Source organism: Metabacillus endolithicus, assembly GCF_023078335.1.
GTDB classification, from domain to species: domain Bacteria; phylum Bacillota; class Bacilli; order Bacillales; family Bacillaceae; genus Metabacillus; species Metabacillus endolithicus.
This window is the reverse complement of the sequence record NZ_CP095550.1, coordinates 4,025,116-4,051,951: the sequence shown is the minus strand read 5'-3', so window position 1 is coordinate 4,051,951 and position 26,836 is coordinate 4,025,116. Positions and strand designations below refer to the sequence as shown.

19 protein-coding genes and 3 pseudogenes are annotated in these 26,836 nt (G+C 35.2%); 5 read left to right on the top strand and 17 right to left on the bottom strand.

Annotated elements, in window-relative coordinates; genetic code table 11:
- Positions 1–11 precede the first annotated feature (11 nt).
- The 6 genes from MVE64_RS20420 to MVE64_RS20395 all read right to left on the bottom strand — a co-directional run bounded on the left by MVE64_RS20420 (position 12) and on the right by MVE64_RS20395 (position 8,956).
- Positions 12–1,541 carry a spore germination protein gene (locus MVE64_RS20420; RefSeq protein WP_247340848.1) on the bottom strand — a complete coding sequence of 510 codons (1,530 nt, stop codon included), beginning with the start codon at positions 1,539–1,541 and terminating at the stop codon, positions 12–14.
- A 136-nt stretch (positions 1,542–1,677) separates the two neighbouring features.
- Positions 1,678–2,592: a DMT family transporter gene (locus tag MVE64_RS20415; RefSeq protein ID WP_247340838.1), complete on the bottom strand. Its 915-nt coding sequence runs from the start codon at positions 2,590–2,592 to the stop codon at positions 1,678–1,680.
- Between the two features lie 1,360 nt (positions 2,593–3,952).
- Positions 3,953–4,213, bottom strand: coding sequence for a metal-sensitive transcriptional regulator (locus MVE64_RS20410; protein WP_247340837.1), 261 nt, complete (start codon positions 4,211–4,213; stop codon positions 3,953–3,955).
- A 239-nt stretch (positions 4,214–4,452) separates the two neighbouring features.
- The gene (gene uxaC / locus MVE64_RS20405) at positions 4,453–5,853 is read right to left on the bottom strand and encodes a glucuronate isomerase (protein WP_247340827.1); all 1,401 of its coding nucleotides are present in this window, start codon (positions 5,851–5,853) and stop codon (positions 4,453–4,455) included.
- 43 nt (positions 5,854–5,896) lie between these two features.
- Positions 5,897–7,426, bottom strand: a complete 1,530-nt coding sequence (locus tag MVE64_RS20400) for a tagaturonate reductase (RefSeq protein ID WP_247340825.1) — start codon at positions 7,424–7,426, stop codon at positions 5,897–5,899.
- Positions 7,427–7,456: 30 nt separating this feature from the next.
- On the bottom strand, positions 7,457–8,956 hold the full coding sequence (locus tag MVE64_RS20395; protein ID WP_247340823.1) for a UxaA family hydrolase: 1,500 nt from the start codon (positions 8,954–8,956) through the stop codon (positions 7,457–7,459).
- Positions 8,957–9,226: 270 nt separating this feature from the next.
- Here MVE64_RS20395 and MVE64_RS20390 point away from each other — a divergent pair, with 270 nt between their 5' ends.
- Both MVE64_RS20390 and MVE64_RS20385 read left to right on the top strand, forming a co-directional pair.
- Positions 9,227–9,955, top strand: coding sequence for a LacI family DNA-binding transcriptional regulator (locus tag MVE64_RS20390; RefSeq protein ID WP_247340813.1), 729 nt, complete (start codon positions 9,227–9,229; stop codon positions 9,953–9,955).
- Positions 9,879–10,211 carry a substrate-binding domain-containing protein gene (locus MVE64_RS20385; protein WP_247340811.1) on the top strand — a complete coding sequence of 111 codons (333 nt, stop codon included), beginning with the start codon at positions 9,879–9,881 and terminating at the stop codon, positions 10,209–10,211. The genes MVE64_RS20390 and MVE64_RS20385 overlap by 77 nt, the downstream gene beginning before the upstream one ends.
- Before the next feature lie 67 nt (positions 10,212–10,278).
- On the opposite strand, the gene MVE64_RS20380 is transcribed toward MVE64_RS20385, so the two are convergent.
- The 9 genes and pseudogenes from MVE64_RS20380 to MVE64_RS20340 all read right to left on the bottom strand — a co-directional run bounded on the left by MVE64_RS20380 (position 10,279) and on the right by MVE64_RS20340 (position 21,857).
- On the bottom strand, positions 10,279–11,727 hold the full coding sequence (locus MVE64_RS20380; protein ID WP_247340810.1) for a glycoside hydrolase family 32 protein: 1,449 nt from the start codon (positions 11,725–11,727) through the stop codon (positions 10,279–10,281).
- A pseudogene (locus MVE64_RS20375) lies at positions 11,720–12,686 on the bottom strand (aminoimidazole riboside kinase). The gene MVE64_RS20380 and the pseudogene MVE64_RS20375 overlap by 8 nt, the downstream one beginning before the upstream one ends.
- A 60-nt stretch (positions 12,687–12,746) precedes the next feature.
- Positions 12,747–14,123, bottom strand: a pseudogene (locus MVE64_RS20370) (sucrose-specific PTS transporter subunit IIBC).
- 222 nt (positions 14,124–14,345) lie between these two features.
- Positions 14,346–15,170, bottom strand: coding sequence for a PRD domain-containing protein (locus MVE64_RS20365; protein WP_247340778.1), 825 nt, complete (start codon positions 15,168–15,170; stop codon positions 14,346–14,348).
- A gap of 89 nt (positions 15,171–15,259) precedes the next feature.
- Positions 15,260–16,843, bottom strand: coding sequence for a response regulator transcription factor (locus MVE64_RS20360; RefSeq protein ID WP_247340776.1), 1,584 nt, complete (start codon positions 16,841–16,843; stop codon positions 15,260–15,262).
- A complete protein-coding gene (locus tag MVE64_RS20355) occupies positions 16,824–18,641 on the bottom strand; it encodes a sensor histidine kinase (RefSeq protein WP_247340774.1) in 1,818 nt (605 codons plus the stop codon). The genes MVE64_RS20360 and MVE64_RS20355 overlap by 20 nt, the downstream gene beginning before the upstream one ends.
- Before the next feature lie 137 nt (positions 18,642–18,778).
- Positions 18,779–20,062: an ABC transporter substrate-binding protein gene (locus MVE64_RS20350; protein WP_247340772.1), complete on the bottom strand. Its 1,284-nt coding sequence runs from the start codon at positions 20,060–20,062 to the stop codon at positions 18,779–18,781.
- 101 nt (positions 20,063–20,163) lie between these two features.
- Positions 20,164–20,991, bottom strand: a complete 828-nt coding sequence (locus MVE64_RS20345) for a carbohydrate ABC transporter permease (RefSeq protein WP_247340771.1) — start codon at positions 20,989–20,991, stop codon at positions 20,164–20,166.
- Complete coding sequence (locus tag MVE64_RS20340; RefSeq protein ID WP_247347169.1) at positions 20,991–21,857, bottom strand: carbohydrate ABC transporter permease; 867 nt, start codon at positions 21,855–21,857, stop codon at positions 20,991–20,993. Before MVE64_RS20340 ends, MVE64_RS20345 begins: the two co-directional genes overlap by 1 nt.
- 444 nt (positions 21,858–22,301) lie before the next feature.
- Here MVE64_RS20340 and MVE64_RS20335 point away from each other — a divergent pair, with 444 nt between their 5' ends.
- The 3 genes and pseudogenes from MVE64_RS20335 to MVE64_RS20325 all read left to right on the top strand — a co-directional run bounded on the left by MVE64_RS20335 (position 22,302) and on the right by MVE64_RS20325 (position 26,112).
- Positions 22,302–23,780 (top strand): spore germination protein, encoded by a 1,479-nt coding sequence (locus MVE64_RS20335; RefSeq protein WP_247340761.1) that lies wholly within the window; start codon positions 22,302–22,304, stop codon positions 23,778–23,780.
- A gap of 17 nt (positions 23,781–23,797) precedes the next feature.
- Positions 23,798–24,994, top strand: a complete 1,197-nt coding sequence (locus tag MVE64_RS20330) for a Ger(x)C family spore germination protein (RefSeq protein WP_247340759.1) — start codon at positions 23,798–23,800, stop codon at positions 24,992–24,994.
- A pseudogene (locus MVE64_RS20325) lies at positions 24,991–26,112 on the top strand (GerAB/ArcD/ProY family transporter). The gene MVE64_RS20330 and the pseudogene MVE64_RS20325 overlap by 4 nt, the downstream one beginning before the upstream one ends.
- On the opposite strand, the gene MVE64_RS20320 reads toward MVE64_RS20325, so the two are convergent.
- A complete protein-coding gene (locus MVE64_RS20320) occupies positions 26,109–26,276 on the bottom strand; it encodes a hypothetical protein (RefSeq protein WP_247340757.1) in 168 nt (55 codons plus the stop codon). The pseudogene MVE64_RS20325 and the gene MVE64_RS20320 overlap by 4 nt on opposite strands.
- A 207-nt stretch (positions 26,277–26,483) precedes the next feature.
- The gene (locus MVE64_RS20315) at positions 26,484–26,810 is read right to left on the bottom strand and encodes a hypothetical protein (protein ID WP_247340755.1); all 327 of its coding nucleotides are present in this window, start codon (positions 26,808–26,810) and stop codon (positions 26,484–26,486) included.
- Between the last annotated feature and the right edge of the window lie 26 nt (positions 26,811–26,836).

The window sequence follows — 26,836 nt, the reverse complement described above, 5'->3', positions numbered from 1 at the left end:
TCCAGCTTGTATTAATTGTTCTTCGGTGAAGGCTTCAAGTTCTTTTCCTCTCTTACTACATTTTGACCTGTGAATTGTTCTGGGCGCTGATCCATATCCCACCAAGGAACACGTATAAATACATCTTTTAGCTCACTCCATTTAAGGGGACCAAGCGGATGAAAATAGGGAACTCCAAATGAACGTAATTTGTTTAGATGGGTTAACAAAATAATTGAACCAATTACAACACCAAAAAGTCCAAACACTCCTGCCAAAATCATCATCGGGAACCGTAAAAGCCTAATGGAAATCGCCATATTAAACCTCGGGACTGTAAAAGAGGCAATACCTGTTAATGAAACGATAATAACCATTGGTGCCGAAACAATCCCTGCTTCAACTGCTGCTTGACCTATAACAAGAGCACCAAGTATACTAACAGCCTGTCCGATTACCTTTGGCAAACGAATGCCTGCCTCACGCAATGCTTCAAATGCCATCTCCATAATGAAAGCCTCTACAAGAACTGGAAACGGAATTGCTTCCCTGCTTGCTGCAATACTAAACAACAAATTAGTTGGAATCATATCCTGATGAAAAGTTGTAATGGCTATATAAAAAGCCGGAAGTAATAAAGCTAGAAATAGTAGGGTAACCCTTAATATCCTTAAAAAGATAGAAATATGAAATCTTTGATAGTAATCTTCACTTGACTGAATAAATTGCCAAAAGCTGACCGGTAAAATGAGTGCAAATGGCGTTCCATTAACTAAAATGGAAACTCTTCCTTCAAGTAAATTGGCAGCAACAGTATCAGGTCGTTCAGTATTCTGAATTTGCGGAAAAAAGCTTGCTGGACTATCCTCAATTAATTCTTCGATATAACCACTTTCCAAGACAGCATCTATTTCAATTCGGTCAATTCTTGATAACACTTCTTCAATTAATTCAGGTGGTGCAAGGTTTTCCATATACATAATGGCAATGGTTGTGTTTGTTTGAGTACCTACCTCTTTCGAGACGAGCTTCAGTTCTTTTGACCTAATCTTTTGTCTAACTAATGCAGTATTCACACCAAGATTTTCAGTAAATCCTTCACGTGGCCCGCGAACAACAGATTCCGTATCAGGTTCAGCCACACTTCTACTTGTGCCACCTTTTGCATCAAGAACCAATGCTTTATCAAGTTGATCAACAAGTAAAATTGAACTCCCATGTAAAACCTGCTTTACCAAATCAGAAAGCTTATTCGATTCAACCACTTGGTTCACAGATACAATATTCTTTTCTAAATATTCAGCTGTTAAATTATCATCAGGTAAGTCTACTAATAATTGCTTTAACGCATGAAATTCAATACTTTTTGCATCAATTAACCCGTCTACAAAAATTATATAAGCATCATTTTTCCCAACCATTAAAGGTCTAAACTTCACATCAGAGCATTTATCAAATTGTTTTTTCAAAATATCAATATTCTTTTTTATATCTCTTAGTACGGTAGTATCTACAGCTTCTTCAGGTGCGTCTTGGTTTTGATAGAGTTGTCTATGGTTCATAAATTTCCTCATAATCATGCTCCTGAACGTTTTATTATAATCATTCTTCTCAATACTATTTACCTTTAGAGGAAAAATTATGATAAAAAGAAAAATCAAAAAGCAGCATGCCAAGTGCATGCTGCTTTTCTAATAATTATTTTCCTAATTCAATCGCAATTTTCGGCTTTTTCTCCATCGCAATAAAAGCTAACCCTAACACTATGACAAGTCCACCAGCTATTTGTGTAACAAAGATTTGCTCGTTAAAAAATAACGCACCAGTAACCGTTGCTGAGGCCGGGACAAAATACCTGTAAAAATTCGCCTTTGCCGCTCCAACTTTGTTCATTGACAAGTTCCACAATACAAATGCTGCCACCGTACAAAGAACAACATTGTAAGCAATCGCTCCCCAAACACTTATTGTAAAGTCTGTCATTTGTACCGTATGCCAACCACCAAGTGTTATAGGAAACATCAATATTGTTCCGAACAGCATATACCAAGATGATACACGCAATGGAGAATACTTTTTCATAAGCGGCATACAAGCTAAATTAAAAAGAGCTCCAATTAAACTTATAGACAGCGCTAGAATATTCCCCAGCATATACTCAGAGCTAAAATCAAATCCATTTGATCCGCCCAAAATGATAAGAACCACCCCAATTAATGCAACAAGCCCCCCAATAGCAAGCCTCGGAGTCATAACCTCCTTGGTAAAAAAAGGAGCAAAAAGAGCAGCAAAAATCGGCCATGGTGCGACATTTAACAATGAAGCGTTTGCAAGAGTTGTATACTTAATCGAATACATAACTAAAATCTCTAGAACAGTAACACCAAAAAATCCGATTATAGCTAGCTTTAGAAGGTCACGTTTATCCACCTTCATGCTACCTTCCGTCCACTTTAAAACCGCAAATAATATAGGGACCGCCAGACCAAACCTAAAAAACGCAAAAATCTCCGGAGTGAATACCTCCATCCCAAAACGGGAAATCCCAAAATTCACACCCCAAATAACAGATACTAAAATAAGAGCGAGATAATACACAGAATTAGACTTCACACGAATTCTCCATTTCTTTTACTTTATCTTTTTACTACCTTTAGATAAAAGCCTACCCATTTTAACTTATTCTTCTGAATAATTATATATCAATCATTAGATAAAATTTTAGTTTAGCAGAAAGTTTTTGGAGATAGATTGTGAGGAAGACTTCTAAATTACTTAACTTTAGAACTCTTAATGCTAGGCCGATTTCTTCATTAAACTGTTGTTAAAGGGAGAAATCGTTCTTTCTAAACCGATGATACTTGAATCGAGACTGGATTTGGTACCGGGCACGAGTTTTTGTCCCGATATCTACTCGATCGAGACTCGATTTGAGTTTCGGGCACGAACTCTTGTCCCGATTCCTACTCAATTGAGACTCGATTTGGGACAAGGCTCGAATTCTTGTCCCGATTCCTACTCAATCGAGACTCGATTTGAGCCTGGGCTCGAATTCTTGTCCCGATTCCTACTCAATCGAGACTCGATTTGGGACAAGGCTCGAATTCTTGTCCCGATTCCTACTCAATTGAGACTCGATTTGGGACAAGGCTCGAATTCTTGTCCCGATTCCTACTCAATCGAGACTCGATTTGAGCCTGGGCTCGAATTCTTGTCCCGATTCCTACTCAATCGAGACTCGATTTGGGACAAGGCTCGAATTCTTGTCCCGATTCCCACTCAATCGAGACTCGATTTGGGACCAAGCACGAAGTCTTGTCCCGATTCTGACTCAATCGAGACTCGATTTGAGCCCGGGCACGAGTTTCTGTCCCGATTCCCACTCTATCGAGACTGGATTTGGGACAAGGCTCGAATTCTTGTCCCGATTCTGACTCAATCAAGACTCGATTTGGGACAAGGCTCGAATTCTTGTCCCGATTCCTACTCAATCGAGACTGATTTTGGAACCAAACATGAGTTTTTGTCCCAATTCCCTCACTATCGAGACTGAACTTGAGCCCGCGCACGAGCTCCTGTCCCGATTCCCACTCTACCAAGACTCGATTTGGGACCAAGCATAAGTTCTTGTCCAGATTCCCATTCTATCGAGACTGAACTTGAGCCCGCGCACGAGCTCCTGTCCCGATTCCCACTCTATCGAGACTCGATTTGGAACCAAGCACGAACTCAGTCCCGATTCCTACTCAATCGAGACTGAACTTAGGACCGGGCACGAGCTCCTGTCCCGATTCCCACTCAGTCGAGACTGGAATTAAGTGCGTGCATGAGCTCCTGTCCCAATACTCAATCAATCGAGACATAACTTGGACTGAAACCCGAGTTCCTGTCTCGATTCTCACACAATCAAAACATAAAATGTGCCCGAACCCCCTCTACAATATAAAAGAAACGAATCGCATTACTTTTTTTATCATCTACTTTTCACAAGCAAATTAACTGCTTCCTTCACTAAATCATCACTGCTCTCGCCCTTTTCCTCCGCCATTCGAACACATTCAATTAAGTTAGAGCTAACGATTACACCAATCGTTCGGTCAATTGCTGTTCGACTTGCGGAAAGCTGTGTAATAATGTCTTTACAATCTATCTGTTCTTCCATCATACGTAAGATTCCTCTGAGCTGACCTTCAATTCGCTTTACACGGTTTTTTATCTGTGTATCATACTCCATCTTTCAATCTCCCTTTCTTTTGCCTTAATTATCATCATTATACCCTAAAGGGTAACTCGTTAAAAAATAATCGTTACTATTCCAGGTTATATATCCAAGCTAGTAAAATATTAACTATAATATTTTACCTTTTCTCAATTTGACTATCCAATTCTTAATTGCTATTATTTGCAAAACTTAACGAAAAAAAGGTATACTCCCAAACAAAATTGGTCGGTATACCTTTTTGAGCAAATTTATTAAAATTGAAAATATTCTTTTGCATTGTTATAACATATTCCTTGAATAATGCTACTTAAAGCTTCTTCATCATATGGATATTCTCCGTTTTCAACCCATTGTCCAATAAGATCACAAACTAATCTTCTAAAATATTCGTGACGTGTATACGATAAGAAGCTTCTTGAATCCGTTAGCATCCCAATAAATCGGCTGAATAACCCAAGGTTTGCTAAAGCTTTCATTTGATCCAGCATTCCGTCTTTTTGATCATTAAACCACCAAGCCGTACCAAACTGGATTTTGCCAGGAGTCCCTCCACCTTGAAAACTTCCAATCACAGATCCGATCACATAATTGTCTTTTGGGTTTAACGAATACAGAACTGTTTTTGGTAGAGCATACTTTTGGTCTAATGAATCGAGCAATTGACACAACGGCTTTGCCACTTCTCCATCATTCATACTGTCAAATCCAGTATCAGGGCCAAGCTGTTTAAACATTCTAGTATTGTTATTTCTCAAGGCATGCATGTGATATTGCATAACCCAACCTAAGCGGGCATATTGTTCACCTAAGAATGTTAACGTGTACGATTTGAATTGCTTTTCTTCTTCAAGTGATACCTTTTCTCCCTTAAGTCCTTTTGCAAAGATCTCAGAAACTTCTTCCTCTGATGCTGCTTCGTACATCATCGAATCAAGAGCATGATCGGATACACGCCCCCCAAGGGAGTGGAAAAATTCAATTCGTTCCTTTAACGCTTTCAGATATTCACTATAGTTTGTAACAGATTGTCCAGAAGCCTCAGACAATTTTCCTACCCACTCTAAAAACCCATCACGATTAATTTCAAGTCCTTTATCAGGTCTAAAGCTCGGCAATACCTTTACACCAAATTCATTGTTTTCTTGTAACTTCTGATGATACTCTAAAGTATCAGTTGGATCATCTGTTGTACAAACAACCTCAACCTTTGACTTTTTAATTAATGCTTGAGCTGTGAAGTCATCTTGAGCTAATAATGAGTTTACCTTCTCCCAAATATCTGGGGCACTTTTTTCATTTAATATTTCATTAATTCCAAAGAATCGTTGAAGCTCTAAGTGTGTCCAGTTATATAACGGATTTCCTATAGTCATAGGAACTGTTTTTGTCCAAGCTAAAAATTTATCATAATCACTAGCATTCCCTGTAATATATTCTTCGTCAACACCATTACTTCTCATCGCTCTCCACTTATAATGATCACCATATAACCAAGCTTCAGTTATATTTTTAAATCTCTTATTTTCATAAATTTCTTTAGGACTAAGATGACAATGGTAATCAATGATTGGCATTTCCTTCGCATATTTATTATATAACTCCACCGCAGTTTTAGTTGATAGTAAAAAATTTTCTCCCATAAAGTCTTTCATTTCTCCCACCGTCCTTCGTTTTCATTCTTAATGTATCTAACTATCAATTTTTCAAATAAAATTTCTCAAGGCTCTTTTGAACTCCATACGTAACAATATCTTCTAGGTAATGAATAACCATATCTTTAAGAAGAGAAATTTCCACTAAACTTCGACCCCATAGCTTTTCATCAGATAATATGATTGAAACCACTTCAATGAGAGATTTCTTTGTTCCATCATATTGATTCCACGCCTCAGAAAACGTGATGATCGCATCTTTGCTGTCGCGAATTTGGTACTCCTGAAGATCTCTTATTCCAACCATATGTTCATCTCCATCAACTCTGATTGGTCGATAATAGGCAATTAATCCACTAAGAGAAAACACCATATGAACTGGTAATTTATTTTGTTTATCTAGATATTCAAAGAAAAGCGGCAAAACTCTTGCTTTATATTTAGATACAGCATTTTGACCAAGGTCGACTAAATAGTGCTTTACAAACGGATTTTTAAAACGATCTAGAACCGAGTTTGCAAACTCATCCAACACATTCTTTTCAAAAGACAGCACCGTTTTTATTTCATCCTTTATCGCATTTTCAACAAAGGAAAATAGCTCTTGATTTTCCATTACTTCATAAACTGTATTTACTCCTGATAAATACCCTAGTGAAAACATCATTGTATGAGGAGCATTTAATAAACCAACTTTTAATTGACGGTATGGTGTCACATCTCCCCATTTGACTTGTAGACCAGCTTCATGAAACGGAATACTCTCACTAATCGCTTTATCACCATCAATGACAAATAAATGGTATGGTTCACAAACAGCAAGAAGCTGATCTTCGTAACCTAACGTTTCAGTGAAAGTATCGATATTTTCCTTCGGATAACCTGGAACAATCCGGTCCACAAGTGTATTACAAAAACGATTATTCTGTTCAACCCATTGAATAAAGTCTAGTGGAAGCTCCCAATCCTTTGCTAGTTTCAAGACAATTCCCCTTAAAACATTTGCATTTTCTTCTACTAACTCACAAGGTATTATTGTAAGTCCACTATCCTCTGAGCCGTTAAATACTCTGTAACGATGATAAAGAACCGCTGTTAATTTCCCAGGGAAAGAAAGTGGTGAAGTATCAGGTATGAACTCTTCCTCCAAATATGTTAGGCCAGCTTCAGTTGTATTTGAAAAGACAAACTGTATAGAAGGAGATTCTGCAACTTTTAGCACTTCATTCCAATTTTCATAAGGATTGATTCCCCGACTTATAGAAGTAATAATCTCGCTTTTATTAACTTGTTTCCCATCTTTTATTCCTTGCTGCACCAGTGTATAAAGACCATCCTGTGCGTTCAGCTTGGGCACAACTTTTCCATGTGGTGTTGGTTGAATTGCTACAACTCTACCGTTGAAAATTCCTTGTTTATTCATTTCATTGACCATCCAATCAACGAAACCTCTAAGGAAATTGCCTTCTCCAAATTGGAGTATACGTTCTGGTAGATCATTTGTTAAGTTAACTTCCATACTTTCAGTTAACTGGTGATTTTCAAGTAACATGTTGCGGCTTAATTGTTCCATGAACTCCCTCCCCATCTGATAAAAACAATGTTATAAAATAACGCCATCTTTAAAAATAGCAATCTCTTTAAATCCAAACTCTTCATTACGTGCCTTCTCATCACCAGAAGCCAGTCTTACAATATATTCAAATAATTCACCTGCTAACGTTTCTTTATCTTTACCTGTAACGAGTTCGCCTGCATTGAAATCAATCCAATTCCGCTTTTTTTCAAAAAGTTTATTGTTAGTTGATATCTTCACAGTAGGAACCGGTCCACCAAAAGGAGTTCCTCTTCCAGTAGTAAACAACACAATATGTGCACCAGATGCAGCAAGTGAGGTAACAGAAACCAAATCATTACCAGGTCCTTGAAGTAATGAAAGTCCTTGCTTATTAATTCTTCCTCCATATGGCAGCACATCAACAACATCGGAAAAGCCTCCCTTTTGTACACAGCCTAGAGATTTTTCCTCTAATGTTGTAATACCACCCTCCTTGTTTCCAGGAGATGGATTTTCATAAACCACTTGATCATGCTTTATAAAGTATTCTTTAAAGTCATTTACCAATGAAACCGTTTTAGAAAATACTTCTTCATTTACAGCACGTTCCATTAAAATTGTCTCTGCACCAAACATTTCCGGTACTTCTGTCAGAACGGTTGATCCTCCATGTGCGATAACTTTATCGGAAAATGCACCTACTAACGGATTTGCTGTTATGCCAGAAAGACCGTCAGATCCTCCACACTTTAGACCCACCTTTAACTTAGAAACCGAAACAGATTCCCTTTTAAACTGATTAGCATATGAAATAAGGTCTTCAATAATAGAAATTCCTTCATCTAATTCATCTTCAACTTCTTGAACAGCCAAAAATTTTACACGTTCTTCGTCAAATTCACCCAGTACATCTGTAAATGCTTTAATATGATTATTTTCACATCCTAAACCTAAAACAAGTACACCTGCTGCATTAGGGTGCTGCACTAGATTTCTTAATATCTTCTGAGTATTTTCTAAATCATCACCAAGTTGTGAACAGCCAAATGGATGTGGATAATGGAAAACCCCATCAGTACCGGATATATCTAACGATTTTTCAGCAAGCTTTACCAATTGTTCTGCTACTTTGTTAATACAACCAACCGTGTTTATTACCCAAATCTCATTTCTAATTCCAACTTCACCGTTTTTGCGTACATATCCTTGAAAGGTTCTTGTTTCAGTTGTTCCTGTCGAATTCTTCTGTTTTTTTGGCTTATATGAATACTCCAATGTACCTTCAAGCTTAGTTTGGACATTATGTGTATGAACCCATTGTCCTGAAGAAATATCCCTTTTAGCTTTTCCAATGGGAAAGCCATACTTTAAAACATCTTCTCCTGCTCTTATATCAATAAGAGCAATTTTATGTCCCACAGAAATGTCATCTTGAAGCACCAATGAATGACCAAGAAATTTTATCTCTTCTCCCTTGCTAAAGTTCTTTAAGGCAACGAGAACATTATCTCTTTCATCTACATGTACAAATACTGTTTCACTCAAAGATTCTTCACTCCTCTCAGATTATTTGAGATGAAAAACTATTAAAATAGCATATATTCAAAGAAAATCCAAAATAACAACGTTGTTATTATTAATATTAAAGGAAAAATCTACATATGACAACGTTTTCAAATAAAATATTAATTTTTTTATAAGTACCCCACTAGGATTTCTGTTGTGATCATGTTAACTTAGTACATATATGGATACTATTTGTTCTAAACAATAACAACGTTGTAATAAAACTCCCTAACTGAACAGGTGATTATTATGAATGTAACAATTAAAGATATTGCAAATTTAGCAGGCGTAAGCTATTCTACCGTTTCAAAGGCTTTAAATGATAGTGAACTTGTTAAACCCGAGACCAAAGATAAAATACTAAAAATTGCTAAAGAATTAGGGTATGAACCTAATTTCGCTGCCCAACGACTTGTTTCGAAGCAAACAAAAACAATCGGATTAGTTTGGCCTTCCATTGAAAGAGCAACTTTATCAACATTAGTCACAAAGATTAATGAAGAAATTAGCAAATATTCATACTCTATGATTTTATCTATTAATCCGGTTAAAACATCATTCGATATGTTTAAGCGCTTTCAAGTCGATGGAATGATTGTTTTTGAGGAAAATGATGAAACATTAACTGACCAATCTCTAACAAGCTCCATTCCTACCATTGCACATGGAGTGGCAGGAAATAATGTACTTCCAGTTATTGATGTTAATTGGCAGCAAGCAATGTATGATGCAGTCAATTATCTATACAAACTGGGACATAGTAAGATTGCGTTTATAGGTGATTTCTCACCTGTTGATCGGAGACAGATGGAGAAATTTAAAGGATTTCAAAAAGCTATGAAGGAATTTAATTTACCAGTAAATGCAGAAAATCTTGTAAATGCAGGAGGTCTAGATTGGTATGACGGGTATGTGGCAACAAAAAAATTATTACACTCAACGTATAAGCCTCACAGCTCTAATTGGAAGCAGTTATGACATTTCATCAGGAATTATTCGCAGTCTAAGAGAAGAAAACATCATTATCCCTAAAGATATGTCTGTTATCGGCTATGATAATATTCCACAAATGGGTACATTAGAAACACCATTAACTAGTGTTGGGGTACCTATTGATCAATTAGCAGTTAAAATTGTTGATTCACTAATGAAGCTAATAAACGACAAATCATCTGTTCCACATGTACAAATCATGACACCAGAAATAGTTGAGCGCGCATCTTGTTCAAAATAAAAGAAAGGTACCCACAACATATAAGGGTACCTTTCTCCTTGTCACTTTGAAGCATTTGTTTTTTAGTTTAAATATTCCCCAGATTCCACTTATCCACAGTAAAGCTAACTTCCTTAGAAGCAGAAAATGAAATATGCTGATTTGCAGGATTTGGGAAAAAACGAGAAGTAAATGTCTCTCTTCCATTATTAATAAAGATTTCAATTGACGATGTGTCAATAAATATTCTGAGTGATTTCAATTCCTCGAGCATGCACTGACGCTTTTCAGTTGTTCCGTCAACATAGCTTTTTCTTTCAAATGTAAATATTTTTTGATCTGAGGAATAGATTATTCTTCCTGCATCACTTATAGATATTTCCATCCAACCTTCAACTACTTCAATTCTATCTAACATTAATTCTATTGTCTTTCCACTAATTCCATCCAGCTCTTTACTTTCCTTATTCAGCTTCACCGAATAGCTTATCATTTCACTATCTCTTAAATTTTCTAATTCTTTAACAGGAGTTTGATGAATCTTTCCATCAATCAGTTTTAATTCGCGTGGAAGAGTCATATTGTGAATCCATTTGTATTCAATAGTCGGATGTTCCTGTTCATTTTGGTCTGGTACACTCATCCATGCAAAGAGAAGTCTTCTACCTTGATTATCAACGGTAGTTTGCGGAGCATAAAAATCAAACCCTCGGTCAAGCTCTTCAAAAAGATGATGATCATATTCTCCTGTTTTGGGATTAAATTGTCCAACCACATAGCCGGCCTGATAAACATTTTGATAGTTCATCCCTTTTGGCTCTAAGCCTTGTGGAGAGAAAATAAGGATATCTTTTCCATTAAGCTTGAATAAATCTGGACATTCAAACATATAGCCAAAGTCACCCAGTTTTCCTTTTCCTCCACCCGCTAGTATTCCGACATAATCCCAGTTGAAGAGATCATTGGATTTAAGCAATACAACTGTACCTTTTAAGTCTTTTGTTTGAGCTCCTACCACCATAAAAAACAACTCATTTTGTTTCCATACTTTAGGGTCACGAAAATGAGCAGTAAAGCCTTCTGGTAAGGTAACGACCGGCCCTTTCTTTTCATAATGAATGCCATCTTTTGAAACAGCCAAGCACTGATAGGTTTCACGTTCTCCTTGTTCATTCTTTACATTACCAGTATAAAAAACAAAAAAATGGTCTTCATGCTCAATCGCACTTCCTGAATAACAACCATTTTTTTCAAACCATTCTGAGGGGGTAAGTGCAATTTCTTCATGCTTCCAATTCACTAAATCTTTTGAAGAATAATGTCCCCAGAATTTTGCCCCGTGTCCTGTTTTAAATGGCATCCATTGATAATAAAGATGATATTTTCCGTTCATTTGAATGAAGCCATTTGGGTCATTTAACAATCCTACAGGTGGCATAAGGTGATAGTGCAAGCGGTATGGATCCTGCTTTACAAGGTTACGATGTTTTTCGATTTCTTCGGCAACTTCTTGACGTAGTTGTTTGTCTTTATTCAACGTTCTCACCCACTTTTGTTAGTAGCATTTTTATTTGCTCTAACGTTGGTAGAGCTGTCATAAATTTCTTTTGTTGAAGCAGCAAGTGCACCCGAAATCGAGGCAAATTCAGCCATCTCTACTGCTTTTTCTAACGAAAGTGTATGAATGTCTCCCGCATACTCATTGATCGAGTATAAAATTCCAGAAACAAAAGCATCACCGGCACCGGTTGTGTCAACAGCATTCACCTTTATTGCTGGTACATGTTGGTATCCTTCATAAGTACATACATAGCAACCTAAAGCTCCCATTGTCACAATGAGTAATGGAATTTCATAGCTTTTCATGAATTCTATACCTTTGATAATCTCTGTTTCCCCAGTAATGAATGTTAATTCTTCTTGTGAGATTTTAAGAATATCTGCAAAGATTATCATACTTTTAATGGTTTCTCTCGCTGTTTTTTCTGAATTCCAAAGATCCAAACGTAAATTAGGATCGTAAGAAACGATCATATTATTCTTTTTAGCGAGCTCAACTCCGTACTTGGTCGCTTCCTTTGACGAATCACTGATCATTGATATTGATCCAAAGTGGAAGATTTTATGAGTAACAAAATCCTCCGTATCTATTTCTTTTGATTTAAGAAAACGATCTGCACTAGGATTTATATAAAAGTCAAAGCTTCGTTCTCCGTCTTCTGCATTTGTTACAAACACAACACCTGTTTTATGCTCTGAAGTAAATATCATTTGATTAACTCGTACATGATGATTTTCTAGTGTTTCGTAAAGAAACTTACCTAGAACATCATCTCCTACTTTTCCTAAGAAGGTTGACTTTAATCCTAACCTTGATATTCCAACAGCTACATTTGCTGGTGCACCTCCTGGACTTTTTTGAAAATGGTTATTTTGTTTATCTAACGGAATGAAATCAATGAGTGCCTCACCTAAGGAAATAACTCCACTTCTCATACTTAGAACCTCCCATATGAAAAAGTTGACTTTGACACTTCAAAGTCAACTTCTATTCTCTTATTTTTCTTCCTTCCAACCTAATAATAAGGTAGCGATAAATGCACCTATTGTTGCAATAAGAAAACCAATTCCATAATTAAGTGGATCCTGGACAATCGCAAACTGAGGGATGCCTGTTAAACCAATTCCATTAGCCATTACATTCGTGAACACAACGTATGCTCCGCCAAGAGCTCCACCAATAGCTGCAGCAATAAAAGGTCTTCTGTACTTTAAGTTCACACCGAAAATTGCGAGGCTTCGGTTATGCCTAAAAAGGCAGATAAAGCTGCGGGACCTGCAATTCCCTTAACTTTTTTATTCTTTGTTTTAAATAATACAGCCAATGCTGCTCCCCCATGGGCAACGTTTGCCATCGCCCAAATTGGGAGTAAATAGTTACCTCCAACATTTGCTAATAGCTCTGCTTCAATGGCATGGAAGCTGTGATGAACACCAGTTAAAACAATAGTTGAGTAAAGTCCGCCAAATACTAACCCAGCAATTGGACCCGCTGTACTATAAACCACATCTAATACTGTTGTTATTCCATTTCCAAGAATTCTTCCAATTGGACCAATGATCAGCAGGGCAACAAAACCTGTAAAAATAACAGTTATAAACGGTGTAACTAATAGATCAATCGCATTTGGAACAATTTTACGTAAAGCCCTTTTCTACTTTTGCCATAATATAAACCGTTAATAGAACCGGAATAACAGTTCCCTGATAGCCTAACATTTCAACTCCAAAACCAAAAAAATCAAGAGTATCAGGTGTAGCGTCTGTTAATCCCCACGGATTTAGTAGGGAAGGATGGATCATTATCCCCCCAATAACTGCTCCAAGGTAACCATTAGCTCCAAATTCTTTTGCCGCACTAAAACCGATTAAAATTGGAAGAATGATGAAAGCTGCAGATGAGAACATATCCAGCATAACGAATATAGCACTTTCTGGATCTACCCAGTTATACGTTTTCATTAATCCTAAAAGACCCATTAACATACCTGCTGCAACAATTGCAGGAATAATTGGAACAAATATATTAGATAAAGTTCGAGCAAAACGAGCAAAAGGGTTCATTTTTCTTTTAGCCGCATCGCTATGAGATTCCCCTTTGTTAGTTGATTCATCATCCATTGAAGCTCCGACTAATGGAGCAAAGTGTTGATACACTTTATTAACCGTTCCTGTACCAAATATAATTTGAAATTGACCTGAACTTGAAAATGCTCCTTTTACTCCTTCTAGTTCCTCAATTCCATTTTTGTCAATTGAATTTTCATCCTCAATTACTAGACGAAGACGTGTTGCACAATGAGCAGCACTTATTACATTGTTTTTGCCTCCAAGCTTTGCAACAAGTTGCTCTGCTACTTCACGATGATTCATGTTGTATTCCTCCCTATATGTTTGTAGGCTACAGACAACAAAAAAAGACCTAAAATATATGGATAAAAAGGTAGCTTCAAAGAAGATGATCTACCTGTGTCATCCTATATATTCTAGGTCTTGCCTGCGTTATCAGTAACAATCCCACATATAAAATTGTTTGTACTGATTATTCTATAAGAACATATTGAAACCGTCAACATAAAAATTACTATAATAAAATTATTTTAATAGCCTTTGAATGTGTATGGCAATATATGCTACCTCTGATTCTGGGAATTCAATTTCATATTCTTTGCTCAACTCGTCTAATATTTTTCTTGAATAAGAATATGCTGTTTGATATTTACCTTGTATGAGGTCCATCATATCTTGGTCAATCGGATCAAATTTTTCTCCTAAAGAAATTCGATTTAAGGCAAAACGAAGATGTGTAATAAGTCTCTGATAATTAATTGAAGATTCCTCGATCTTTTCTCCAACGAATTCTTCAACTTGTTGAACAAAATCACTTAAGATAGAAGCTTGCTTTAAAGATTCACTCATAGAAGGAGCATCCAATTTAGCTGTATGAATATGAAGAGCGATATGCGCAACCTCATCTTCAGGAATTTCAATTCCAAGCTTATTACTTATTTCTTTCTTTGCCCATAACCCTATTTCAAACTCGCTTTTGTAAAGCATCTTTATTTCATTTAATAGTTTATTTTTAATAGGTATACCCTGCTTAATTCTTTCTAATGCAAATGAAAGATGATCAGTTAAAGCAATATGAATATGATCACTAAGTGGTGAACTTAGATATCCTTCTGCATAACTAATAATATTTTCAGCTAGTTCAATATGCTCTTCTGGTAAGGTAGCTAATAATTGCTGGAATTTCTCAGAGGATGCCTCGTGTAATACAAATATTTTTTCAATCTTATTTTTAGGAACAATATCGTTTCTACTTTTTTGAAAAGCGATACCATTTCCCATAACAATTTTTTCCTGTGGCCCATCAATTACTACTACGGCATTGTTGTTCAATATTCTGAAGATCCGCATAAAATCCCCCGTACAAATTTAATAAGCTATATATTATCATTAAAATTTAAATGAGCAAAGATTTAAAATAAACTTTGCTTTATTGGGGATTAATGGTCTGATACCTTCACTCGGTATTCATTCGGAGTCATACCAACAATCTTTTTAAACACTTTGCTAAAATATTTTTCATTCTGATAACCAACTTTAAACGATATTTCATAAACCTTTAAATGTGGGTTCTCTAATAGCTCTTTTGCTTTATCAATTCGAATCGTTGTCATATAGTTTGTAATAGTTTCATTGTATTGCTGCTTAAATTTTCTTGAGATATATTCACGACTTAAAAAGAAACGATCCGCAATTTCCTGCAGAGTGAAGTCCTTGTCGTAGTTTTCTCTCAAGAACGATTCTATCTCTTGAATACTATTTTTTTCTTTTTGATATTTCACATTATTTAAGAGCTGAATTAACTCGTGAAATTCCTTTGTTTTCTCTTCCTTGAACTTTGTGAAGGAAAAGGTGCCATCTTCATCCCAATAATCTTTCCCATTGTAATATGTGGTTTCTTCACTAAGCTGATATTCTTTTAGCCAATTTTTACGCAACACTTCGAACTGATTTTCCCAGTCTTGTATTTGCTCAAAAGAAAGAAAGTGCTGAGATTCAAGCTTGTGGAAAATTTCATTTATTACTTCATCCATTTGTTCAATACTTCCACTCTGAATCGTCCACTTTATTTTTTCAGCATAATCAAAAAGATGCAGCAAAGGTCTTGATGTGATATCTTCGTAAGTCAAAATGTGATTTTTCTTATGAACATCTACCATATTGTGTTTTAATAATGTTTTTTGTGCAGAATGGTAAGCATCCACTAATTTGCTAGATGACTTACCTATTGCGATAACTGCCTTTGTATGGGTGAACTTTTCAATTTCCTTTTGGATTCTTTCCATAAGTGTTTTTTCACTTTTTTGCTTCCATAAAAGAATCACAATTTCGTCTTTTTGATTTCCATTTTTAAAACAAAAGCCACTCTGATCATTACGAACGACTTCATTGCAAATATTCAATATTGTAAAAAATGTTAGATTCTTATCTTCTTCAAACCTTTTTACAATTCTACAATTTAACAATAACAAGCAAATTGTACACTGTCCCTCATTAATATTCACACCATATTCTTTTTGAACTTTTTGAATAAGAACAGATGATGGAGGTGTTTGGGAAATAAGAGTTGTGAAAATATGATCCCAATAGAACGGCTTTGCTTCATTTATAACTCTTGTTGTTTCCTTAGTTGATTCCCTTTTTTGTGCTTGCTTCTTCCACTCATTCACAGCTCTTTCTAAAGTTTCGTTAAGAGCATCAGGTTCAATAGGCTTTAACAAATAATCAAAGCTTCCGTACGTAATTGCATTTCTCATATAGTGAAAATCATCATAACCGCTAACCACAATTGTTTTACTCGTTATTTCAGTTTCTTTCAGCCATTTTAATAGCTGAATTCCGTCTAATTTGGGCATGTTCATATCGGTAAAAATAATTTCTGGCTGCTGTTCTAATATCATACTTTTCGCTTCTTCCCCATCACTTGCTTCAAACACTTCTTGAATTCCTAACCGCTCCCATTCTGCTAACAAAAGAAGACCATCTCTTACATGTTTTTCATCATCAATTATGATTGCTTTCATCCACAAGACCTCCTGATTCTACTGGAAGTTTAATTGTCACTAATGTACCACCATTTTCAGAGTTTTCTATTTGCAGAGTGGCTTGCTCACCGTAGTATAGCTTTAGACGTAAATAGATATTTCTAAGTCCTATGTTCGTACCGTTTCCATTCCCTATAGATTTATTTTCTAAGAATGACTGGTAAATTTCCTCTAATCTACTTTCACTAATCCCTTTTCCATTATCAAAAACACTTATAGTAAGTTGGTCACTCTCCCTCTTACCCACAATTTTTAATAGTCCTATTGTTTCAATACTTCGATCAAAACCATGCTTAAAATAGTTTTCTATTATCGGTTGAAGAATCATTTTAGGAACCATAATAAGCAAATCTTCTTTGGTAAATTCTATCGAATATTCAAATTGATCGCCAAATCTTTCTTTTTGTAATAATAAAAATGCTTTTGTATAGTCAATCTCTTTTGTTAACGGAACAATATTTTCATCAATCGTCATTCCATATCTCATGATTTTTGAGAGATGGGTAACAAGTGTGTATACCTGTGGAACGTTATTTTTTAAAGCAAGCGTTCCAATTGATTGCAAGGCATTATATAAAAAGTGAGGATTTAGCTGTGATTGAAGTGCCTTCAATTGATTTGTTTTGTTTTCTAGCTCAAGCTTATATTCCCGATTAATTAGATGATTTAATTTTGACATCATTTCTTTAAACCTCTCACCAAGAGTACCAATTTCATCATTTCCAAGTGAATCAAACTGAACATTCATATTTCCGCTTTCAACTTGTTTAATATTTTGCAAAAGCACTCGTATAGGTGTTGTGATTTTAAATGAAACAAAAAGAGTCGCCAATACCACAAGAATTAATCCGATTAATCCAAATAAAATATTGATTTTTGCCACACTAAGAGCACTTTCAAAAACAGAGGTATATGGAATTCGTTTAACAAGGAACCATCCTCCTGATGAATCGTCCAGCTTTTCGTAAATCATTAAGCCCTCAAAGGAGTCTTTCTTCCATTCCATCATCCCACTGGTTTTTTCATTCTGAATCAGTGTTTTAATCCATTGCTGATCTTCAGATACTTCATAATTCGATCTAAAGATGAGTTCTCCATCGGGACTTATAATATAAAACTCTTCTTTATCTTTCACATACAATTTATGAGTAATATTAAGTAGCTGCTCTGAATTTATGTCTAATGAAATATAGCCAAGTAATTCATCAGATGGTACATTAACAATCGCTCTATGAAGGGAAAAAACATCTTTTTGTTTATTCGATTTATAGTTGGATGATTCTTCTTGCATAATTTCCATTGGTTCTATATGGATATGATATTGGCTATCTAATGCTTTTTCATAGTTATCACGATTGCGGTATTTATTTAAAGGAGAAAATACTACAGCTGACTTTTTAGATACAGAAACATTTTGATTCGGCTCAACCAAAGCAAAGTTAACTCTATTAATATTCTCTTCAGCATAAAGAATAGTTAATATCACATTTTTAACTGTTTCTTTTGCTAAATAATCATCTCCTGCAGGAGGATTTTGCACATACCTCATAAAATCAATGTTGTTATAAAACGACAAGGTTAAATTTTTTAATTCACCTATGTAGCCTTCTATATTTAACTTACCTTGATAAAGGAGGTTAACATTCTCTTCTACAAACTCATCTTTTAGCGATTCCTTTGTATATAAATATGTAATAACAATGGAAGTTCCAAATGGAACAATTGTAATGAGTAATAGAAGGACAATGAGTTTATTTCTTATGCTTGTTTTTGACAACTTGGAACCTCCAATCTTTTCGTCTATCTTTACCATTATAGACTAGAAATCACATCAGCGAAATGTAAGCCTTATCATTCTAAATACATATAGCTAAAAAGCATGCCTATAATAGACATGCTTCTTAGTTATTTTTATTACTTCAGATTATCCCAAGTTGCTTGGAATTTTTCTAAAGCTTCATCATAGCTGATTTTACCAGCTGCATATTCTTGGATTGTTGCAGCAAACTCTTTGTTTGCTCCATCTGGCCATCTGAACCAAGTCCAAGGAATTGTTTTCTCTGCTTTAGAGTATTCAAGAATTGATTGACCTAAATCACCTAAACCAGCAGGTTCGATATTATCGAATGCAGGAATGAACGCAAATTCTTCTGTGATATAACGTTTACCTGTTTCAGAAGAAACCATCCAGTTTAAGAATGTTTTTGCTTCTTCTAAATGCTCAGAGTTTTTGTTTAACACCCAGTTATTTGGAACACCAACTGGTAATAAATCAGCATCAGCTTCATCATTTAAAGGAATTGGCAAGAAGCCCATGTTCATGTCTGGATTGATTTCAGTAATCATGTTTTCAGTCCAGTTACCTTGTTGTAGCATTGCCGCTTCACCTGAAGCAAATAATGTTACTTGAGTATTATAATCAGTTGTGATTGGGTTACCAACACCATTTTTCACTTCAAGATCAATTACTTCTTTTAATTGTGAGAATTGCTCATTACCAGCAAATTTAGTAGAACCATCATTTAAACCTTCGATGAATGCTACTGGATCATCTTGTTGAGCAAATGGAATATTGAATAAATGTTGACCAATTACCCACCACTCGCCATAACCAGCTGAGAATGCTTTAATTCCAGCTGCTTCAAGTTTCTTAACAGCATCTTGTAATTCAGAAAGAGTTTTTGGTGTTTCAGTAATACCTGCTTTTTCAAATAAGTCTTTGTTATAAATGAATCCATAACCTTCAAGGTTTACTGGCATACCATATAATTTACCATCTGTATCTGTTGTTGGAACTTTACCGATAGGAAGAACATGCTCTGCCCATGGCTCGTTAGAAAGATCAGCTAAATGCTCTTTCCAAAGCTCAAGTTCTTTAAAGCCACCGTTGTTAAAAATATCCGGCTCTTCGCCTGACGCAAATTTAGCTTTTAAAGCAGCACCATAGTCAGCGCCACCACCAACAGTTTCAAGTTTTACTTTAATATTTGGATGCTCTGCTTCAAATTCTTTAATCATTTCTTGAAGCTGATCAGCAATTTCTACTTTAAATTGGAAGAAATTTAATGTTACAACTTCTCCATCACCTGAACCTTCATTGTTACCTTCAGAAGAGCTTTCTTCTTTGTTTGAGTTACAACCAGCTAAGATACCTAAAACTAATAGCATTGACAAACCTAAAAGCATCAGTTTCTTCATTACAGTAGACCTCCCTAATTTATATCTTTATATTTTATATAAATGTTCTTTTTACTAAAGACTCAGCAATTGAACATTATATACGATTTTGAGAGCTGAAACTATTTAATAGACCCAGCAGCAATCCCTTTAATGATGTGTTTTTGTAGGAAAAGGAAGAACACAATTACCGGTGCAATACCAAGTACTAATGCTGCTAATCCCATATCCCATTGTTTTGTATATTGTGCGAAGAAAGAGCTTGTCGCTAAAGGAATTGTTCTTAAGCTTGCATCTTGTAACACAAGTAATGGAAGTAAGTAGTCATTCCAAATCCATAATGTATTAAGAATGATAACAGTTACAGTGATTGGCTTTAATAATGGGAATACAATTCTCCAAAAAACACCAAACTGTGTACAACCATCAATACTCGCAGATTCTTCAATCTCAAGTGGAATTGTTTTCACAAATCCATGATATAAGAACAGTGAGAGTGAAACCCCAAATCCAAAGTACATGATTACAATACCAGGGATACTGTTCATAATTCCAAGCGTTCCACCCAATTTCATTAATGGAATCATAACCGTTTGGAACGGAATAACCATAGCTGAGACAAAGAAGATAAATAAGATTTTACTTAGCTTTCCAGGTGTTCGAACCATCTTCCAAGCTGCCATAGAACTAATGAGAACAATTCCAGCAATACTAAACACAGTAATGATTAAAGAGTTTAGAAATGCATCTTGGAAGCTAATGACTTCCCATACTTTCGCATAGTTACTAAATAGGATTTCCTTTGGTAACGCTGCTGCATCAATTAGTATTTCCGAAAAGCCTTTAACTGAGTTGATTGCTACGAAATAAAACGGTATAAGAAAAACTAGGCCGAGCATAATTCCCAGAATTTCTAATACGAATGTTCCTTTTGTATAGCCTCTATTCATTATGCTTCAACCTCCTTTTTCTTCGTAAATGTTACTTGTAGCGTTGTAAACACAGCCACAACGATAAAGAATAGAATTGATTTTGCTGTACCTAAGCCGTATCGGTTGTTCATGAATGCTTCCTGGTAAATATTAATCGCTACTGATTCTGTAGAATTAAATGGACCGCCACCTGTTAAGGAAAGGTTTAAGTCGAATATTTTAAATGCCATTGAGATTGTTAAGAAGAAACAAATCGTAAAGGCAGGTAAAATTAATGGAACAATAACGTTTTTAAGAATAGACCAGTTTGATGCTCCATCCATTCTTGCTGCTTCTAGTAAAGAAGTATCTACACCCTGAAGCGCAGCTATATAGATAACCATCATGTAACCGCTGATTTGCCAAGCGAATACAATAACAATCCCCCAAAATGCTGTTGCCTCATCACCTAACCAAGGTAATTGGAAGAACTTAATTCCTGTCATAGCACCGATAGATGCGAAACCTTTAACGAAAATAAACTGCCAGATAAACCCTAGTAGTAATCCACCGATAACGTTCGGGATGAAGAATACAGTTCTTAAAATATTCTTCGTTTTCAATGCTGCATTTAATAGTAAAGCTAATCCAAACCCTAATAGGTTACTAATAATAACCGCAGCAAACATAAACTTTGTTGTAAATAGGAATGAATTAAAAAACTTTGTATCATCAGTAAAGATCGTAATATAGTTTTGTAATCCTACCCATTCAACATTCGAACTTACTCCATTCCATGAAGTAAATGAATAGTAAACCCCCATTATAAACGGGATAATTTGAATCAAAATAAAGAATAAAAGTGCAGGTCCTACGAATGCTGCATAGCCTAAAGCTTTTTTCATTCTCGTTTTTCTTTTTGCCTGTAATGCTTGATTTACATGGCTTTCTTTTGCAGTCAATTCATTAGTATTTATTTTGCCACTCACTTCATCATCACCACCTAGTTGCTTTTGTAACCGCTTGCTTAAACCAAGTATAAAGCGTTTTCATTTTTATTACGATAAACTCAATTGACTAAAAAGGTGCACTTTTTTGACCTTTGTGTGACCTTTATACTAAGGTGTACTGTAAACCGTTCAAAAAAATGTACATCTAATCTTAACTTTTCCTTCTTTCTTCCTGTTCAATGAAGACCATCCATTTTAACCATTTCTCTTGTTACATTTTACTTGCGTTGAAGACCGCTGCTAAATATCGATATATATTTCTCCTTTTCCTACATAATGAGATAAAAAAAGGAAAACATATAAACCAACTCGTTAATTAAAGAGAGGTATTTATTTAACATGACAAACTCTCTCCAGGAACAACCCAAAGAAAAACGCATCTCCACAGTTCTAAAGGAAAATGTTCAAAACATCGAGAAAGAGTTTGGGAAAACCAATGACCTTTCCATTCGTCAGTTGAACCAACAACAAAGTGGTACAAACATAGCAATTATTCATCTCAGTGGAATCGTAGATGAAAAAAGTTTAAATGAACATATAATAGAGCCAATTATTCAGTTAATGAAAACTAGTAATAATCAATTATCACCAAGTGACCTTGAAGGATCTATCTTTAATACTTTAGAAGTCTCAGACATTTCTTTTGCAACTGATTGGGAGCAGCTTCTTTCATCCATATTAATTGGTGATACAGTCATACTATTAGATAATATTCCTAAAGCCATTATAGCTGGTACCCAGAAAATTGAGTCACGTTCAATTACAGAACCTACTAGTCAAACCGTCATACGAGGTCCTAAAGATAGTTTCAACGAAAACATTCGCCAAAATATATCTCTCGTACGAAGCAGGATTCAGAATACAAACATAAGAATTTGGAGCTCAAAAGTTGGAACTATCACAAAAACTGAAGTAGCTGTTATGTATCTTGAAGGAGTTACCGAAAAAAAATATGTGGACGAGATTGTTGAACGGATAGATTCCATTGATATCGATGGAGTACTAGAATCAAACTATATAGAGGAGCTTATTCAAGATCATAAAAAAACACTTTTTCCATTATTACTAAATACAGAACGTCCAGATGTTGTTGTTGCCAATTTATTAGAGGGGAAAATTGCCATATTTATTCATGGTACTCCCTTTGTCCTTATATGCCCTATAACATTTATACAATTTTTTCAATCACCAGAGGATTATTATAATAATTACGTCTATAGTACTTTTCTAAGGATGCTACGCGTAGGAGCCTTTCTGGTTAATATGTATGCAACTGCCATTTATCTGGCCCTAATCACTCATCATCAAGGGTTAATTCCTACAACTTTACTTGTTTCAATTATGGCACAAAGAGAGAGAATCCCTTTTCCGGCTGTCATTGAAATTCTTATGATGGAAGTTGCCTTTGAGGTTTTAAGAGAAGCTGGAATACGTATGCCTCGAGCAATAGGCCCTGCTGTTTCAATAGTTGGTGCGCTTATACTGGGACAAGCTGCAGTTGAAGCTGGATTTGTGTCAGCCGCTGTTGTCATTATTGTTGCTACTTCTGCTATTAGCAGTTTTACATTGCCAAATACAAGTATTGTTAATGTTGCACGCGGGTTACGATTCTTTTTATTATTCAGCTCAGCTTTTATCGGGTTATTTGGGGTTCTTTTAATGAGCTTGGCGATCTTACTGCATCTATGTAGTTTACGATCCTTTGGAATTTCTTATCTCACTCCATATGCTCCATTTAGTTTAAAAGAACAAAAAGATAGTTTATTTCGATTTTCCTTCCCTGTTTTACGAAGAAAATCATCTTCTAAAAAGAACTAGTTAAGAAAGAGGCTATTATGAAGAACATAACATTCATGATATTGCTATGTTTACTCCTAACAAGTTGCTCAAACTATAAAGAACTAAATGAAATAGGACTTATTACATCTCTAGGAATTGACATTCCAAAGAATAAAGAAAGTGGGATCCGTGTCACACATCAGGTTATTAATCCTAGCCCATTGTCAAATAATACTGGAAATACCTCAGGTTTATCACTTGTTAATTACACAGTTGAGGGAGATTCACTTATTGATACTTACCGTAAATCTTCCGCCATTATCCCCAGAGAAAGCGTTGTTTCACATCTTTCACTTGTTATCATTAGTGAAGAGCAAGCTAAAAAAGGGATTTCTTCACTTTTGGATGCATTTGAACGAGGAAAGCAAGCTCGTTCAAACATTCCGGTTTTCATTGCTAGAGGGTCAACAGCAGAGGAATTGCTTGCATTAATAGAGCCAATTGAATCCAATCCAGCTAAAAGTATTATTAGTACAAGTGAAAACAACAAAAAGATGTATGGTATAGCAGAATTAGTTCCGATGTATGAAGTGATCGCCTCCCTTTCAAGCGAGGGACGTGATATTATGCTGACAGGTGTTAGTCATAGCAAAAAAGAGAAAATTGAAAATCAAACTGAAAATTTAGATAAGATTGATCCAACCGTGATGCAGGTAGATGGTATTGCATTATTCAAAAAAGATAAGCTTGTCCAATGGATGGATGGTCAGTTGGCAAGAACTGCAAACTTAATATTGTCTGAAGCAAAAAGTTCAACTTTCCCGTTTCCCTGTGATGCTAACTCTGAAAAAAATAATAAGCAGATAACCTTAATCACACGTGGAAATAAGACCAAACTATCAACTGAAGTAAAAAAAGGCGAGATTATCTTACAGGTTAATATGTCACTAAGAAGTGAAATCAGTGAATCTACTTGTAACTCAAACTTAAAAGATTCCAAGACGTTAGAAAAATTTGAAGATCTTTTTGTAAAGGAAGTAACATCTCAAATCAAGCAGGTATTTGAAGTGACACAAAAACATGGAGCAGATGTATTCGGATTTGGAGAAAAATTATCCAAGTCTAATCCAACTTATTGGAAAGAGCATAAACATAATTGGAATAATCTTTTTTCTAATGCAACACTTTCTGTAACTGTTGAGGCAAACATTGATAATACAGGAATGCGGGTTAATCCTTTTGATTTTAAATGATGGGTGTGAGAATTATGCAAAAAATACAAATTAATCATGTCCAGTTATTTTGTACGATGGTTTTATTTCTATTTGGAACCGCCATTTTATTGAATATTGGAAGTGGCGCAAAACAAGATGCCTGGATCGTGACACTCATTTCACCTTTATTTGGTATCTTATTATTTTGTCTGTATTTTTTCATTTATCGAAAATACCCCGATAAACCATTAACTTCCTATGTTCAGGTCATATGGGGAAAGTATATAGGATCGGTTGTTAGTTTCCTTTATATTCTTTACTTTATTTATATAGCATAAAGAATTTTACGTGATTTCGAAGAGCTCCTTGTTGTTTCACCATACTTTCGCACTTCTATCATTACAATTGGAATCTGCATCATCTTTGTGTTAATTTATGCAGTTAGTTTAGGCTTTGAGGTCATTTCGAGGGTTGCCACTATTTGTTTTGGAATCATTGTTATTTTCTTTATTACTTTAGATTCCATGTTCGTATTAGGAGGATATTTACATTTCGAAAATATCCTTCCTGTGTTAAGTGAGGGATGGAAGCCTGTGTTTAAAGAAGTTTTCCCTCTTAACATTACAGTACCATACGGAGAACTCATCACTTTCACAATGATTTTCCCCTACCTTAATGATCGTAAAAAAGGATTTAAGTATGGAATAGTGGCGATTATTTTATGCGGTTTATACTTTACCATTAGTGCTCTTCAGTTTATTTTTGTATTAGGGCCAGATGTGATCATTCGCTCTTCATTTCCAGCACTCACAGCTGTGGCTTATATTGATATCGGTGACTTTGTCCAGAGATTAGACACACTTGTGATTATTTTAATGGTTATTTTAGGTTTTATTAAACTAGCCGTTTTCTTTTATTGTGCAGTATTAGGGGTTAACCAACTTTTTTCTATTAAGCCACACCCTTTTATTAATTGCTTTGTTGGTGGAATGATCTTACTTTTTTCCTTAGTTATCACGCAAAGCTATCAAGGTCATATAGAGGAAGGCTTAAATATTGTACCTTATTATATTCATCTTCCCTTTCAAATTATCATACCTATTATGCTGTTACTCACCATTATAATGAAAGAAAAAGTTTTAAAAAGGCTTAGTTAACTTCCTGTTTTTTTGAGTTTCACAAAGGAATACAACTGAATGAAAAAGACTAGTAAGAAGATAAAAATCATAAAATAATCTTCACCAACAAAGGAATGAACCTGACTCACCATGATATTCCATATTAAAAATAATCCTTTTCCTTGAACATAATCTACTATCATAATTAAAAAAACACCACTGCACATTAAAAGGGATAAAACAAAAAAGTCTTCATACTTATCACCTGCTTATGATCATTATTACTATTAGAATGAGCAGGTTTTATTATATTATGTCTATTAGTTCAAATAGAGATAAAACTTCATTGATAACAAAAGCAATATGCCTAGCTAAAGATAATAGATACTAGGCATCTTACTTTTAACCTTTTACTTTATTGTATGGCTTGCCACCATGTCTTGATCATCTGTTGGATCAAACACTTCAAAGATCCTGTATCTTGGCTTCTCATTAGTTAAATTCCTTAGTTCATTTTCTAGCTGAGGAAATAGCACTTCATGAGCTTTTTCAGCAAGTTCCTTTGTATCCCAATAATTAAGTGCTTTGTATTCACCATGTGGATCATCAAAAAAATAAACATTTCCTCTAAATCCATATAAATTTCTGCTTATTTTATCAAACTTCTTTGTTAATTCTTCTGCAACCTGTCTTTGATTCGTTCCTAATTTATAGTGAATGAGTCGGGCATAGTACATATTTTTTGCTCCCTTCAGTAAAAAAA

Bases quoted from the DNA above. Each gene is read 5' to 3' on its own strand.
- MVE64_RS20420 (WP_247340848.1), bottom strand. From the start codon at position 1,541: ATGAACCATAGACAACTCTATCAAAACCAAGACGCACCTGAAGAAGCT.
- MVE64_RS20410 (WP_247340837.1), bottom strand. From the start codon at position 4,213: ATGGAGTATGATACACAGATAAAAAACCGTGTAAAGCGAATTGAAGGT.
- uxaC (WP_247340827.1), bottom strand. From the start codon at position 5,853: ATGAAAGACTTTATGGGAGAAAATTTTTTACTATCAACTAAAACTGCG.
- MVE64_RS20400 (WP_247340825.1), bottom strand. From the start codon at position 7,426: ATGGAACAATTAAGCCGCAACATGTTACTTGAAAATCACCAGTTAACT.
- MVE64_RS20390 (WP_247340813.1), top strand. From the start codon at position 9,227: ATGAATGTAACAATTAAAGATATTGCAAATTTAGCAGGCGTAAGCTAT.
- MVE64_RS20385 (WP_247340811.1), top strand. From the start codon at position 9,879: ATGACGGGTATGTGGCAACAAAAAAATTATTACACTCAACGTATAAGC.
- MVE64_RS20365 (WP_247340778.1), bottom strand. From the start codon at position 15,170: ATGCGGATCTTCAGAATATTGAACAACAATGCCGTAGTAGTAATTGAT.
- MVE64_RS20360 (WP_247340776.1), bottom strand. From the start codon at position 16,843: ATGAAAGCAATCATAATTGATGATGAAAAACATGTAAGAGATGGTCTT.
- MVE64_RS20350 (WP_247340772.1), bottom strand. From the start codon at position 20,062: ATGAAGAAACTGATGCTTTTAGGTTTGTCAATGCTATTAGTTTTAGGT.
- MVE64_RS20345 (WP_247340771.1), bottom strand. From the start codon at position 20,991: ATGAATAGAGGCTATACAAAAGGAACATTCGTATTAGAAATTCTGGGA.
- MVE64_RS20340 (WP_247347169.1), bottom strand. From the start codon at position 21,857: ATGAAAAAAGCTTTAGGCTATGCAGCATTCGTAGGACCTGCACTTTTA.
- MVE64_RS20335 (WP_247340761.1), top strand. From the start codon at position 22,302: ATGACAAACTCTCTCCAGGAACAACCCAAAGAAAAACGCATCTCCACA.
- MVE64_RS20330 (WP_247340759.1), top strand. From the start codon at position 23,798: ATGAAGAACATAACATTCATGATATTGCTATGTTTACTCCTAACAAGT.
- MVE64_RS20320 (WP_247340757.1), bottom strand. From the start codon at position 26,276: ATGATAGTAGATTATGTTCAAGGAAAAGGATTATTTTTAATATGGAAT.
- MVE64_RS20315 (WP_247340755.1), bottom strand. From the start codon at position 26,810: ATGTACTATGCCCGACTCATTCACTATAAATTAGGAACGAATCAAAGA.